Source organism: Halalkalibacter sp. HAAS-P014, assembly GCF_056619965.1.
Genome location: NZ_JBWQTV010000014.1, coordinates 19,566 through 33,659, shown reverse-complemented (window position 1 = coordinate 33,659; position 14,094 = coordinate 19,566). Strand labels below are relative to the sequence as shown.

General features: G+C 38.8%; 14 protein-coding genes. 5 read left to right on the top strand and 9 right to left on the bottom strand.

The genetic code is table 11. The features are described 5' to 3' along the window. Positions 1 to 220: 220 nt before the first annotated feature. The 3 genes from AC1FXZ_RS11635 to AC1FXZ_RS11625 all read right to left on the bottom strand — a co-directional run bounded on the left by AC1FXZ_RS11635 (position 221) and on the right by AC1FXZ_RS11625 (position 4,439). Complete coding sequence (locus tag AC1FXZ_RS11635; RefSeq protein ID WP_480053753.1) at positions 221 to 2,578, bottom strand: FdhF/YdeP family oxidoreductase; 2,358 nt, start codon at positions 2,576 to 2,578, stop codon at positions 221 to 223. A gap of 177 nt (positions 2,579 to 2,755) precedes the next feature. After that, on the bottom strand, positions 2,756 to 3,118 hold the full coding sequence (locus AC1FXZ_RS11630) for a Na-translocating system protein MpsC family protein (RefSeq protein ID WP_480053751.1): 363 nt from the start codon (positions 3,116 to 3,118) through the stop codon (positions 2,756 to 2,758). Positions 3,119 to 3,185: 67 nt separating this feature from the next. Beyond that, a complete protein-coding gene (locus AC1FXZ_RS11625) occupies positions 3,186 to 4,439 on the bottom strand; it encodes an L-lactate MFS transporter (RefSeq protein ID WP_480053749.1) in 1,254 nt (417 codons plus the stop codon). Positions 4,440 to 4,816: 377 nt separating this feature from the next. On the opposite strand from AC1FXZ_RS11625, the gene fdhD reads away from it, so the two are divergent. Together fdhD and AC1FXZ_RS11615 are read left to right on the top strand one after the other, a co-directional pair. Continuing rightward, positions 4,817 to 5,608 carry a formate dehydrogenase accessory sulfurtransferase FdhD gene (gene fdhD, locus AC1FXZ_RS11620; RefSeq protein WP_480053747.1) on the top strand — a complete coding sequence of 264 codons (792 nt, stop codon included), beginning with the start codon at positions 4,817 to 4,819 and terminating at the stop codon, positions 5,606 to 5,608. A gap of 73 nt (positions 5,609 to 5,681) precedes the next feature. Then, complete coding sequence (locus tag AC1FXZ_RS11615; protein WP_480053745.1) at positions 5,682 to 5,909, top strand: hypothetical protein; 228 nt, start codon at positions 5,682 to 5,684, stop codon at positions 5,907 to 5,909. Between the two features lie 63 nt (positions 5,910 to 5,972). On the opposite strand, the gene moaD is transcribed toward AC1FXZ_RS11615, so the two are convergent. From moaD to moaA, 5 genes are all read right to left on the bottom strand, one after another. Next, a complete protein-coding gene (gene moaD, locus AC1FXZ_RS11610; RefSeq protein WP_480053743.1) occupies positions 5,973 to 6,206 on the bottom strand; it encodes a molybdopterin converting factor subunit 1 in 234 nt (77 codons plus the stop codon). Beyond that, positions 6,199 to 6,675, bottom strand: coding sequence for a molybdenum cofactor biosynthesis protein MoaE (locus AC1FXZ_RS11605; protein WP_480053741.1), 477 nt, complete (start codon positions 6,673 to 6,675; stop codon positions 6,199 to 6,201). Before AC1FXZ_RS11605 ends, moaD begins: the two co-directional genes overlap by 8 nt. Beyond that, positions 6,656 to 7,126, bottom strand: coding sequence for a molybdopterin-guanine dinucleotide biosynthesis protein B (locus tag AC1FXZ_RS11600; protein WP_480053739.1), 471 nt, complete (start codon positions 7,124 to 7,126; stop codon positions 6,656 to 6,658). The genes AC1FXZ_RS11605 and AC1FXZ_RS11600 overlap by 20 nt, the downstream gene beginning before the upstream one ends. Before the next feature lie 32 nt (positions 7,127 to 7,158). After that, positions 7,159 to 8,439 carry a molybdopterin molybdotransferase MoeA gene (locus AC1FXZ_RS11595; RefSeq protein ID WP_480053737.1) on the bottom strand — a complete coding sequence of 427 codons (1,281 nt, stop codon included), beginning with the start codon at positions 8,437 to 8,439 and terminating at the stop codon, positions 7,159 to 7,161. 93 nt (positions 8,440 to 8,532) lie between these two features. Continuing rightward, on the bottom strand, positions 8,533 to 9,555 hold the full coding sequence (moaA, locus tag AC1FXZ_RS11590) for a GTP 3',8-cyclase MoaA (protein WP_480053735.1): 1,023 nt from the start codon (positions 9,553 to 9,555) through the stop codon (positions 8,533 to 8,535). Positions 9,556 to 9,680: 125 nt separating this feature from the next. On the opposite strand from moaA, the gene AC1FXZ_RS11585 reads away from it, so the two are divergent. The 3 genes from AC1FXZ_RS11585 to moaC are packed head-to-tail and all read left to right on the top strand — an operon-like array spanning position 9,681 to position 11,261. Further along, entirely contained in the window at positions 9,681 to 10,175 is a 495-nt protein-coding gene (locus AC1FXZ_RS11585) for a MogA/MoaB family molybdenum cofactor biosynthesis protein (RefSeq protein ID WP_480053733.1), read from the top strand. Further along, complete coding sequence (locus AC1FXZ_RS11580) at positions 10,172 to 10,768, top strand: molybdenum cofactor guanylyltransferase (protein WP_480053731.1); 597 nt, start codon at positions 10,172 to 10,174, stop codon at positions 10,766 to 10,768. The genes AC1FXZ_RS11585 and AC1FXZ_RS11580 overlap by 4 nt, the downstream gene beginning before the upstream one ends. Next, the gene (gene moaC / locus AC1FXZ_RS11575) at positions 10,761 to 11,261 is read left to right on the top strand and encodes a cyclic pyranopterin monophosphate synthase MoaC (protein ID WP_480053729.1); all 501 of its coding nucleotides are present in this window, start codon (positions 10,761 to 10,763) and stop codon (positions 11,259 to 11,261) included. The genes AC1FXZ_RS11580 and moaC overlap by 8 nt, the downstream gene beginning before the upstream one ends. Positions 11,262 to 11,284: 23 nt before the next feature. Here moaC and AC1FXZ_RS11570 read toward each other — a convergent pair whose 3' ends face one another. After that, positions 11,285 to 13,939, bottom strand: coding sequence for an HAD-IC family P-type ATPase (locus AC1FXZ_RS11570; protein ID WP_480053727.1), 2,655 nt, complete (start codon positions 13,937 to 13,939; stop codon positions 11,285 to 11,287). Positions 13,940 to 14,094: the final 155 nt, after the last annotated feature.

The following is a 14,094-nucleotide window of genomic DNA, read 5'->3' as shown; positions in this document are numbered from 1 at the left end:
TTTTTCCAACCATTATAAAGCGAAGTTTGTTCACTTTCAACACAGTAATACTATCCTTTTCTAGATATTATAACTAAAAAACAAAGGTGTGCCAAAAGGTCAAGTTAGACCTTTTGGCACACCTTTGACGCAATAAGTGACATCGCTACAACTATTAAAACGCCTTGAGAGAAGTAGATTTCTTCTCTCAAGGCGCGTAGCAGACATCCTCGTTTTTTTATTATCCAACCGTCATTTCTAAGTCATCAATCTTCTTTTCCAAATATTTTGTATCTTTTCTTGCATTATAACGATCCGCTTTCTCTACTTTAACAGTGACATTATAATCAGGAATTTTCGCAAGTTTTTCGTAGCGCCCTTTTGGTAATAAGAAGTTTCCTTCTGGGAAATGAACACCTAAATTCCCTTTTGTGATGTCAGCATATTTGGCTTTTCCTTGGAATACACCAAAATCGTTGTGGATCACAACTCCTTCACCATCAGCAATGCTTAACTCATGCGCATCTTCTGCACTAATTAATACATCGTAACGCTCTGAATTGTTAAATGGGTCTGTTTCTTTATAAACCATAGAGTTAAATTGCTTTCCACGACGAGTTGTCAGGACAAAATTGCCTTCCTTCTTCCCTAAGTCTGGTATATCAACAGAAATGAGGGTTCCTTTTCCGTCTGGAGTTGGGCAAATCCCATCTTCACAAAGCCACGCACCACCCCATTGGAATACATCACCTTGCTGTTTCAAGTGCTGAACTCCATCATAATTAGGGTTTGCAATTGCTATTTCATCACGAATCTGTTGACCCGTTTGGAAATCGACTAAATGAGCAGTTTCTGGCTTCACTCTCTTTGCAAGATCCACATAAATTTTCCACTCTGAACGAGCTTCTTCAATTCGATTTTTATTTCCTTCTATTTCAGGAGAGTAGTATACCATCCGCTCTGTAGAAGTCGAGGTACCACCACCATCTTGCTCATAACGAGTTTTCGCAGGAAGAACGATGACAGCTTCCTTAGCATCAACTAAAGTTGACGTATTCAAAATAATATCTTGATGAACGCGAATTTCTAATTCAGATAAAGCTTTTTCAATAAAGTCAGGGTCAGGCATCGTCTCAAGGAAATTACCTCCTGACATATAATAGAGCTTAATTTTACGCTCGTGGTCTTCTGGAAGAACAATGTTTTCTAAGGTTACCCCAACAACGTCTCCTTGCCATTTAGGAATATCGAATCCCCAAACTTCTTCCATGCGCTTAATATTATCTTCTACGAAATCACCACCAGGTAAAACGAATGGATCGGCACCCATCTCACCAGAACCTTGTACAGAAGAGTGACCACGGAATGGCATTAATCCGTTATATTTACGTCCTAGGTGACCACGAAGAAGAGCAAGGTTTGCTACTTGTGAAATGTTATCAGATGCAAATGCATGCATTGTTAACCCTAATGCCCACGCATAGACAGCATTTTTACTGTTCGCTATAAGCTCCGATAACTCTATAATTCTCTCTTTCGTAATACCTGAAGACTTAACAATTTCATCCCAAGATTGAGACTCAACATGCGCTTTTAAGTCTTCCAAGTCATTAACATGCTCATTTACAAACTCGTGATTGATTGCTGATCCATGCTCTTTTGCTTCCATGTCGAACCAATGCTTCATGATTCCGTGCATAAAGGCAATATCTCCACCAATATTCACTTGATAAAAATCATCAGCAACCTTCGTTCCAAACAATGCAGATTCAGCATTAGAAGGTACCCAATACTTATCCATTGCTGGCTCTTTATAAGGATTAATAACGATGATCTTGGCTCCACGTTTCTTAGCTTCTAACATATACTTTGTTGAGACTGGCGATGCGTTTGAAGCAACACTCCCCCAAAACAATAGCACGTCTGCACCAAACCAATCTTGATAGTTACATGTAGACGCACCAACTCCGATTGAACGTTTTAACGCCGTTTTACTCGGTGAGTGACAAATACGACTGGCATTATCAATATTGTTCGCTCCTAAGTATCGAGCCACTTTAGCTGCAACATAATAGGATTCGTTTGTAATTCCTCTTGAAGTAAGGTAAAACGCATATTGTCTTGGATCTAATTGCTTCATTTTATCAGCAATCATGTCCATTGCCTCATCCCAAGTTAAACGTGAGAACCTTCTTTCTCCTTTTCGGCGAATAAGAGGGTAAGGGATACGTCCTAATTTTCTTAGATCCGTACTATCATATTTTCGTAGTTCATCAATATCTGCATGAAGAATCTCTTCTTTTATTGCCGGTGCTGTATTGAGACGTAGCACATTTAATCTTGTCGTACACATGTGAGGGCCTTTTAATGTTTGGTCTTGTAGGCCTGATACACCCAAGGCACAGCCATCACACACACCTTTTGTTAAAATACGTGTTGCATAGCCTAGATTATCCTTGTTATCCCAAGCAATTTTCATAGTATCGCGAATATGTTTAGGCTTTACTTTTCCTAAACCAAATGGAATTGGACTTACCCAATGTTTTGGCTGAGGTACTTTCGTTGCTTTAATAGGTCCCTGATGTTTTGTTTTCCCCACAATAAATCACTCCCCAAAAATCTCTTATTATTTTATCTGTTTTATCTGTATGGCTATTTCAAGAAAAAAACCACCGTACTGCCCTAATTTTTAGGAAAGAAACGGTGGTTAAGTCTTTTGCAGGATCGCTACTAAGTGCCAAACCAGTTATAAAGTTATTTTCACTATCACTACTACTTACTTATTTGAGAATTTCTTTTCAATATCTTCATCAAATACAAAGATTGAAATCCCAAAATCTTTCTCGATATCAATATCTACAAATAAGTCTAGAAACTTACACTGCAAGAACTCTTCCATTTCTGCAGGTGGATTTTTCCGATACATATCTTTAACCATTTCGGTTCTAGCAGCTTTTAGCATCTGCTTCCCCTCGTCTGCAGTTGCGATAAACTTTTCAACAGGGGATAGGTTCCCTTCCATCTCACATATCGCCCATTTCTTGCAAAACGTTGTATTAATTTTGCTTGGGCCTTTTCCCATATGTTTTTTACGAAAGGAACGTACTAGATTACTGAATTCCGCTTCATATTTGTTCATTTTACATACCCTCATTTACTCTTTCTTACTAAAAGAGTAGTTCGAGTACGTTCAAAAGTCAAATAGGTTAACTAGCTAAGTCTTTTATTTCTTGTTTTTCCTTTAATTGCTTAATATCAATGCGAACCACTAACGAAACAATTAATGCAACGATAAACATAATCCCAAAGATGTAAAGCGTACCAGCATAGCTATCTGTTGTTTCACGGATCCAAGATGCTAGGATTGGTCCAACTAAACCAGCAGCAGCCCAAGCTGTTAGCATGTATCCATGAATGGCTCCAAGTTGTTTTGTTCCGAATAAATCTCCAATGTAAGCTGGAATAGAAGCAAATCCTCCACCATAACAAGTCATAATTAAGAATAAAACTAATTGGAACATAATTGCGTGAGTAATACTTGGAAGAGTAAAGAATGTCACAATTTGAATAACGAAGAATGCTGTGTAGACGTTCGCTCTACCCATATAATCAGATATCGAAGCCCAACCAATTCTCCCTAACCCATTAAATACACCCATTACACCAACCATTGTTGCTGCTGCTGCTGCTGAAAGTCCAGCTATTTCCTGTGCCATCGGTGAGGCAACAGCCAAAATCGCAATCCCACAAGTTACATTAATAAAGAGCATAATCCACAAATACCAAAATCTTCTTGTCTTCACCGCTTCGTTCGCTGTAAGCTGTGCAAGATCTGTCGAAACTTTCTTTCCAGTGCTTTGAACACCTTCCATATATCCAGCAGGTGGGCGCTCAATGTAAAGCGCAGATGCTAACATAATGAGAAAATACGCAATCCCTAATGTGAAGAACGTATTCGCAATTCCAACTGAATCAATTAAGCTTGCCATGATCGGACTTGCAACCATTGAAGCAAATCCAAAGCCCATAATTGCAAGCCCAGTTGCTAAACCCCGACGATCTGGGAACCATTTAATAAGTGTTGAAACAGGTGTTATGTACCCAACACCAAGACCAATTCCTCCTAGTGCTCCATACGTAAAATATAAAAGACCAATTGACTCAATATTAATGGCAAATCCAGCACCAACTAAGCCGATACCAAAAAATGTTGCTGCTACCAATCCTGATTTTCTTGGACCATACTTTTCAACAAAGTGACCCATAAACGCTGCTGATAAACCTAGAAACAAGATGGCAATACTAAATGTAAGTGATACTGCACTTAGCTCCCAACCAAGTTGTTCCATGATTGGATTTGTAAATACACTCCAAGCATATACGGACCCAATTGAAATATGAATTCCAACAGCCGCTAATGCAATTAACCAGCGATTCTTTACTCTTTTTGTTTCCCCCATGATGTCCACTCCTTTTTCTCTACAACACAAAAAATCGACGCAACTCTAAAAAGGAAGTTTACTAGTTCCCTAAAAAAGCACGACGATTAGTTCAAGCAGGTTTCGCTACTTTATACCAATAGAAATCGTTTACAACAACTGAACATTTAAAACTGTTAACAGGTTCGCTATCACAGACTTTTAAATGTTACAGAATTATGAATGCAACTAAATCATAACTTGTTTTCGAAAAATATTCAATATATTTGTATTGTAAAATTAATCTATTTATGATTGAAAATTTGCACCAATCTAATAGGCAAACCTTGTCATAATAATCGAATGTGGTTATATTGGGTTTACGTTATTATTTTTCTACTAAACAAGGAGGAGTTTCTTTGACTGATTCGTTAAGTTCAACTAGATCCATTGTTAAATATAGCAATCATCTTTTTTCTGAATTAGAAGATGAGATTGTCATCGAGTTCCCTTTAACTATTTATATAAACAACGAAGAGTTCGCTACTATGGTTTGTAGTCCACAAGACTTCGAAGAAATGGTAATCGGATTTCTAGCCTCAGAAGGTGTCATTCGTTTCAAAAAAGAAATAAAAGACATGACCATTGATAAGAATCGTGGTTTTGCATACGTTCACCTACACGACAAAGAAATCAAGAATCAACAATACTTCTCAAAGCGATTCATCGGGTCTTGCTGTGGGAAAAGTCGACAATTTTATTTTCAAAATGATGTTCGTACAGCGAAAACATCAATGGTAAATACAACCATCACCGCTACGCAATGTATCGAGTTAATGAAGAAAATGCAAGATTCTAGCACAGTCTTTAAAAGTACCGGTGGCGTTCATAATGCAGCGCTTTGTACAGCTGATGAATTAATTGTAAGTCGCTCAGATATAGGTAGACATAATGCACTCGATAAATTATATGGATATTCTTTATTAAACGGTATACCTATTAAAGATAAAATTCTCGTATTTAGTGGGCGTATTTCATCCGAAATCTTGACCAAAGCAGCAAAGATCGGGGTCGGAATTGTCTTATCAAAATCTGCACCTACTGACTTAGCTATTGAGCTTGCAGAAGATTTAAACATAACCGCTGTAGGCTTTATTCGAGGAACATCCTTTAATATTTATTCCCACCCGGAAAGAATTGTACTTGATTAAGTAAGTTAAAAGTCGATAGACTATAAAGTAAAGAGGCTAGTAAACACAGCCTCTAAAGAAAGGAGGGCACTTTATGAGTTCTTGTAAATTGGATCATCCAATAGAGGATGTACGTAACAAACTAGAATCACAAAAGTCTTTTCTTCCAACTAATATTTATCTAAACTGCCAGGAATTTTTGGAAGAAAACCCTAGCCAGTTAGAATTAAACGAACTATTTCACTTATTAAAGAAATATGACTTATCTTCTGAGGAAGAGCAGCACAATCGCAATGAACAGCTACAAAAATTAGTAAAATAATAGACGTAACTCAACAAAAAAGCTGCTGAAAAAGGGCTCACCCTATTTTCAGCAGCTTTTTATTTACCCTCCGCTTACAGGAGGAATAAAGGCAATCACATCGCCATCATGTACATGATCTGTTTCACTAGCATAGCTTTCATTGATGGCCACCATCGTATTCTCAAGCGCTGTTAATTTGTATTCACTTTGCAGCCATTCTTTCACTTCGCTCACACTAGCGCCTGCTTTATCGATCTCAATATGATCGACACCTGCCTCTTCTTGAAGTTCAGCAAATAATAAAATCTTAACCATTTTCTCCCTCCTCTAATTGAGGTTTTCCTTCTGGATAAGGCGTTTTTTCTAATTGATCGCCAACCCATTTCGTGCCATCTTCCCAAAATTCTTTCTTCCAGATGGGAACAATTTGTTTGATTCGTTCCATTGCATACTCATTTGCTTCATAAGCTGCTTTTCGATGAGGGGTTGAAACGGCTATAATGACCGCTATTTCGGAAATATCTAGTGTACCAACCCGATGTGTGATGGCAATCGTTGAACCTGGCCATTTCTCTTTTACTTCTTCACCGATTTGCTCAAGCATCTTTACAGCCATTGGTTTGTAGGCTTGATACTCTAATTTTAACGTTCGCTTTCCGTGTGTTAATTCTCTGACCGTTCCGATGAAGGTAGCAATTGCCCCGCAATCTCTTCTCGTTACTTTTGCCACCACATCCTCCATTGATAATGGTGTATCTTGAATATCAAAAAGATCTTGATTCATAATCATCACTCAATTTCTGTATAATAAATTTACTATAGTTAGAGAAATCGTCAATATGAAAAAGAGGAATATCTAACTGTTTACCATGTAAAGTTCGCCAAGTGATCGCACAAATATGATTGCTTGTTTTATGCAATAGGTCAAGATCATCCTCACCACGAAGGAGTAAGACCTTTGGGAATCGTTCGCTCTTAAAGCCTTCCACCAAAATAACATCAGGAGAAAAGTTTTCGTATAGTTTCACCAATTGAAGAAGGGACCATGTCTGATTTTTAACATGTATTTGCAAAGAGCCACCACCTTCAACTGCCGTGATCTCTGCTCCTGCTTGTTGGTGACGTTCACTGTCTTTCAGGTCAGCTTCCTCTTTTTGAGGATTGTTATGACCGTGATGTTTAATTGTAGCAACTTTCATCCCTAGTTCAGCACTTTGCCTAATTAAAGTTTCCATCAATGTCGTTTTCCCACTATTTTGATACCCGACTATCTGTATGATGGGACAATATTGTTCCAAGGCCATTCACTTCCTTGATTATCCTCTAATAGTAAAACATCAACCGACATCCCTTTTTCATACCCTCTCGTTCCTCCAGGTAAAAGCAACAAACAATCAGCGCCACCTAATGAACTGACGATTCCTGATTTATCAACCCCTGAAGGAGATGCAATTAGCTGATGTTCAGCATACGATACTTTTGCCCTTACCAATCTCATAAACGGATTTGGTTTTGGAAAATCAACCCCGAGTAACGCTTTTACTTTTTGCAAATGTGGGAACTGATTAAATAAGCCTCTGCGCAGCATAGGACGAACAAACAATTCAAAACCAACATAACATGCTGATGGATTCCCCGAAAGGCCATAAATCATCTTTTCACCTAAACTAGCAACCGTTGTCACACTCCCCGGTCTCATCGCTACTTTATTAAACAGAACCTTCGCACCTAATGCTTCTAATATCGCTGGAACATAATCATAGTCACCAACAGAAACACCACCCGTTGTGATGAGCATATCGACTTCTTGAAGTGCTTCTTTCGTTGCAACTAGAGATGCCTCAAAGTCATCTTGCAATTTACCAAAATAGTTCGCTTTTCCTCCTGCTCTTTCGATTTGTGCCATAATCATATAAGCATTCGAGTTACGGATTTTTCCTGGTGCCAGTGGTTCATCGACATTAAGTAATTCACTACCTGTTGCAATGACTCCTATAACCGGTTTTTTTGCAACTTTCACCTCATGGTAGCCAAATGTTGCTAGCAATGCAACAATACCTGGGTTGATACGCTCACCCTTTTTAACTAAGATTGAACCTTTCTTCGTATCTTCACCTTGATAGGAAATATTATCTCCTGATTTAAACAAACGTTTAAGAGATATTTCTTTTTCATTGATTTCCTTTGTTAATTCAAGCATGACAACCGCGTCGCATCCCTTAGGTATCGGTGCGCCTGTCATGATTCTTACAGCTTGAAATGGTTTCACTTCACCTTCAAAAACGTACCCTGCACCAATTTCACCTACTACTTCAAAATGAACCGGATTCTCGTTACTAGCCTCGATTGTGTCTTCGGAACGAATAGCAAAACCATCATAAGGAGAACGGTCAAAATGTGGAACATCATGTGATGCAAGTAAATCCTCTGCCAAAAACCTATCATAACTCTCTTCAATCGAAATCGTTTCAATCTTAGGAGTAACACTACACTCCATCACTCTTTTTACTGCTTCTTCAACCTGGATTGGCTTTCGCATTTCTACCATAGCACTCACTCCGTTTAATCGAATTCAAAAATATTAATTCTATCATTCCATAACATAACTAAAAAATGCAAGAGTCAACCCCTTGCATTTCTTCTAGCCCCCAATATAGGACATCTCAATTTTTTTACGGTTTTTAACGGTTTCTTCGGTACGTTCTTCTGAATATTTATCCGTTCGCCCACTCCAGATTTCCGTAATTCTATCTGCGATCTCTTGATCGGTTGCATCTGTTCGAATAAGGGCACGTAAGTCATAACCAGCTTCTGCAAACAAACAAGTATAAAACTTCCCATCAGCTGAGATTCTTGCACGTGTACAGTTTCCACAAAATGTATCTGAAACAGAGGATATGATCCCTATTTCTGTATCAGATCCCCTATATCTATAACGCGTGGCCACTTCTCCTAAGTAATCTCTTTCAACAGCTTCAAGAGGCGCGATTGTTGAGACTTTTTCTAATAGCTCTTTTTTCGTAACAACTTGGGAGAAATCCCAACCATTTGTCTGACCAACATCCATAAACTCTATAAAGCGTAATGTAATCTCTTTCTCTTTACAGTAACGAGCTAATTTCACAACTTCGCCCTCATTAACCCCTTTTTTCACAACCATATTGACTTTCACTTGAAGTCCGGCTGCTAAAGCTGCATCTATTCCCTTTAATACAACAGCAGACGTTACTTTTCTACCATTCATCTGTTGAAAAATATCAGTTGAAAGAGCGTCTAGACTAACGTTCACTCGCATAAGCCCTGCTTGTTTCAATGCTTCTGCTTGCTTTACTAAATGCACTCCATTTGTCGTTAATGCTATATCTTCAATTCCATCTATTGCTGATATTCGTTTAACTAACTCAGGGACATTTTTTCGTAGGAGAGGCTCTCCACCTGTTATTCTAACTTTCTTTACCCCTAATTTTGTAAATTGCAGAACCAATCTTTCTATTTCGTCAAAGGATAACAATTCCTCTTCTCTCATAAAAACATAGTCCTCGCCGAATACTTCTTTCGGCATGCAGTAGGAACAGCGGAAATTACATTTATCCATAATTGATATGCGCAAATCTTGCAGTGGTCGCAAGTACTTGTCGCTAACTGGTTTGATTTCCATGCACATTCCTCCTCTACTTTATTTTCCTTCATCCTTAACGACGAATAATTGGTTGTTCGATAAAAAGCTGTTACTATTATGAAAGATATAATTAATCATTCTAACATAAAAAAGGAAGGTGAATGACTAGTATGCATCAGATAAATACTTCCAAAAGTGTAAACGTTGCTATCTTAACCATTTCCGACACTCGAAATCAAGAAGATGATCGCAGTGGGCAAACGATTCTTTCCCTTATGCAAGCTAACGAACACTCCGTTATTGATTATAAGATTGTTAAGGATGAACTTTCCTTCATCCAGGAGCAAGTGTTAACATGGGTAAACAACCCTGAAATACAAGTCATTATTTTAAATGGAGGCACTGGTTTTTCCCCACGTGATGTTACTTTTGAAGCTGTCTCTCAATTACTAGAAAAGCATATGGACGGATTTGGAGAATTATTTCGAATGTTAAGCTATGAAGAAATTGGCCCGAAAGCTCTTTTTAGTAGAGCCGTTGCTGGAAGTAGAGGAACGACTGCTATCTATGCCTTACCAGGTTCTACAAATGCTGTGAAACTTGCAATCAATAAATTGATCCTACCTACAGTGCCTCACTTTGCAGAAGAGTTGGTAAAAAAGTGAGATACGCAGGAATTGTATTAGCTGGTGGCAAATCGTCTCGCTACGGAAAACCGAAGATGTTCGAGACATATGAAGGCATTCCATTTTACCAAGCCAGTATCAATGCACTGAAAAATACAGATATCCATTCTACCTATATTGTGACCAACGAACAGCTCTCTAAGCATTTTAACGAGTCAAACACGAACCTGCTAATTGAAAAGGAACTTCACAGCGGTCCTTTGTTTGCTTTGTCGTTTGCTATGAATTCACTGCAAAATGTGGAATGGTTTTTCGTCTTAGCTGCCGATATTCCCTATATGACAGAAGACATTGTTGCTTCATTGTTGTTATATACAAAAAACGACGTTTATCAAGCAATTGTCCCTATTTCCGGTGAAAAAGAGCAGCCCCTTATTGCCTTGTACCATCGGAGCTGCTTGCCATTTATAGAAGAAGCCATAGCAAATAACAAAAGAAGCATGCGACCTTTGCTGCAATTAGCTAATGTGAAGTATGTCCACTTTCCCAAAGATCAGAAAGAGTTTACTAACATTAACTATCAAAGCGATTGGAATACGGATTTAACAAAGGAGAGAGATAAAAATGAGTGAGTTTTCTCATTGGAATGAAAAAGGACGTCCTAAAATGGTCGACATTTCACAAAAAGATCAAACGAAACGAACAGCTGTAGCGCAAAGCACAATCTTATTAAAGACAGAGTTATATGATGCCATTCAAAATGCTGAAATTAAAAAAGGAGACCCCTTACAGGTAGCACAAATTGCCGGAATTATGGCAGCAAAAAAGACACCTGATCTCATTCCTATGTGTCATCCTATTCAAATTACGGGTGTCGACTTTCACTTCGAATACCAAAAAGCGAGTGACGGGTATGAACTGATCATTCAAGCCGAAGTTTCATGTAAAGGCAATACAGGTGTTGAAATGGAAGCTTTAACAGCTGTTTCAGCTGCCGCGTTAACCTTTTATGACATGTGTAAAGCTGTGGACAAAAGCATGATAATTAAAGACACGTTCCTCCTCAGTAAAACTGGAGGCAAAAATGGCGACTACAGCGCAGGAGGGGGTCAGACACCTCTTTAGTTAACTAAAGAGGTGTCTGACCCCTAATTTACTATTTTTCTTGTTACCCACTTCTCAACTTCCACGACCACAAACACAATTATTCCTATTACAACGGGGAAGATCCAATACTCAATCCCAATTGGAACTGTTCCTAACACCGTATTCATGAACGGTACATACGTTATCGCTATTTGAATCAGTATTAATAGTCCCGATACTGCAAAGGCCGCTTTATTTGAAAAGAAAGCACGATTAAAGGCAAAGCCTCTTTCACTACGGCAGTTAAATAAGTGAAATAATTGAGCCAACACAAGAGCTTGTAACGTAACTGTATTGACAACAGCTTGGTCATAACCGTTAGCGATTAAATTACTATTCATCCATAAAATTCCTCCACCAATAAGCAAGGAGACAAACGCAATCCGAAACATGTAATAACCACTTAATAACTTTGTATCTGGTCGCCTAGGTGGACGTGCCATGGAGCCCGCCTCCAATTTTTCAAAAGCAATAGCCAAAGAGATGGTTACGGATGTAATCATATTCACCCATAAGATTTGTACAGGGGTTAATGGCATCATCGTACCTAATAATATGCTCGCAAATATCAAAAACGCTTCTGCACCATTTGTCGGTAAAATGAATAAGATCGTCTTTTTCAAATTGTCATAAACTCGTCGACCTTCTCTTACTGCATTAACGATTGTTTTGAAGTTATCATCAACGAGGATCATCCGAGATGCATCTTTTGCCACTTCTGTTCCTTTAATTCCCATCGCGACCCCAATATCTGCTCGCTTGAGGGCTGGAGCATCATTGACTCCATCACCTGTCATTGCACAAATATGCCCTTGTTCTTGCAGTGCTTGTACAAGCTGCAACTTATTATTTGGGCTTGTACGTGCGAAAATATCGTATTCCACCGCAGCTTTTGCTAACTCCTCATCGGTCATTTGGTCTAATTCTCGGCCTTCAATAGCCCTCACTCCATCACCAATTCCCATTTGCGAACCAATCGCTACAGCCGTATCCTTATGGTCGCCAGTGATCATTTTTACTCTGATACCTGCTTTTTTACACTCGCGCACTGCTGCAATCGCTTCTTCACGAGGAGGATCAATAATACCTGCAAGGCCAATCATCGTTAATCCAGCTTGGAGATCATTATGGTTGATTTCCGTTACAGTAGGAGCAACTTTTTTCATAGCAGCTCCGATCACACGCTCACCCTTTTTGGCGTGTGCCGTCATTTTTTCCTGCCATAGTTTTCTCTCTTCTGTTCCTTCTTCCAAGCCTGCCATGTCAAAAAGTCGATCCGGAGCTCCTTTTACGTATATGACTTTTTCGCCATTATCTTCAACAAGAACTGCCATATACTTGTAGGACGAATCAAAAGGAATCTTGGCGATTGCTTCTAACTTATCAATTGGTTCACTTGCCTTCTCTGTTAGAGTCACCAGACACCCTTCTGTCGGTTCTCCGCTTATGACCCATTGCCCTTCATCATCCATTCCAAGACTTGCTTCATTTACCGTTTTCACACATGTAAGAAACCGTCTTAGTGGTTCATGTTCTGTTAAGTCTACATTTTCGCCTTTATCTAAAATACGCCCTTCTGGAGAATATCCAGTTCCCGTAATTTCGTACTCTTTCTCTGCTAGCACGACAGCCGTTACCGTCATTTCATTTTTTGTCAGAGTTCCCGTCTTATCGGAACAAATGACCGAAACAGCACCTAGTGTCTCTACAGATGGTAAATTGCGTACAATTGCGTTATTACTCGCCATCGTTTGTACACCTAGAGCCAAAATAATCGATAAAATGGCAGGAAGACCTTCAGGAATAGCTGCCACCGTTAAACTAATGATCGCTAGTAATAATTCTGACGTCTCATACTCATGAAAAATATACGCAAACAAAAACATCGCAAAAGCTGCAAAGAGAATCACAGTTGAAATCATCTTTCCAAATTTCGCTGTTTGCCTCAGCAATGGCGTTTGAATTTCTACGACTTTAGAAATAGATGTACTAATCTTTCCCAATTCTGTATGAACTCCTGTCGCAACAACAACACCAATTCCAGAGCCTGATGAAATAGACGTTCCTGAGAACAGCATATTTTTACGATCACCTAGTACTGTATCTTCAGGTAAAGCGTCTCGGCTTTTTTTAACAGATGTTGATTCTCCCGTTAAAGGGGACTCCTCCACTTTTAAATTTTCTGCCTGAATAACGCGAATGTCTGCCGGGATCTTATCACCAGCTGTCAAAACAACAATATCACCTGGTACCAACTTATTTGAATCGATCTCCGTTCTTACACCATCACGAACGACAATCGCCTTTAATGACAGCATTTTTCTGATACCATCAAGTGCCTTTTCAGCCTTATTCTCTTGAATGTACCCAATCGTGGCATTGATAATCGCTACAATTAAAATCACTACCGTGTCAATGTAGTGGCCTAGAAAAGCCGTAATAATAGCAGCAACTAATAAGATATAAATCAAAACATCCTGAAAATGGCGCAAAAATTTAATAAAGGCTGCTTCCTTTTTAGGGTCGGGCAACTCATTTTTCCCCCATTTTTCCTGGCGTTTTACTGCATCCTCTTTCGTCAAACCATTTTTACTATCTGTCTGTAAATCTTCAACGGCTTTTTCGACATCGAGTTGAAACCATTTTTTTTCGTTCACCGATTGTCCCTCCCCATTAAGTAAAACCTGTTGTGATCTATACCTTTAAATTAAGAGATTTTTTGAATTATTACATTAATCTTATTACTTATAATATTAAAAAACTGTGATTAATGTCATAATTGCAATCTAATTCAAGCGAACAAGCTCTTGCC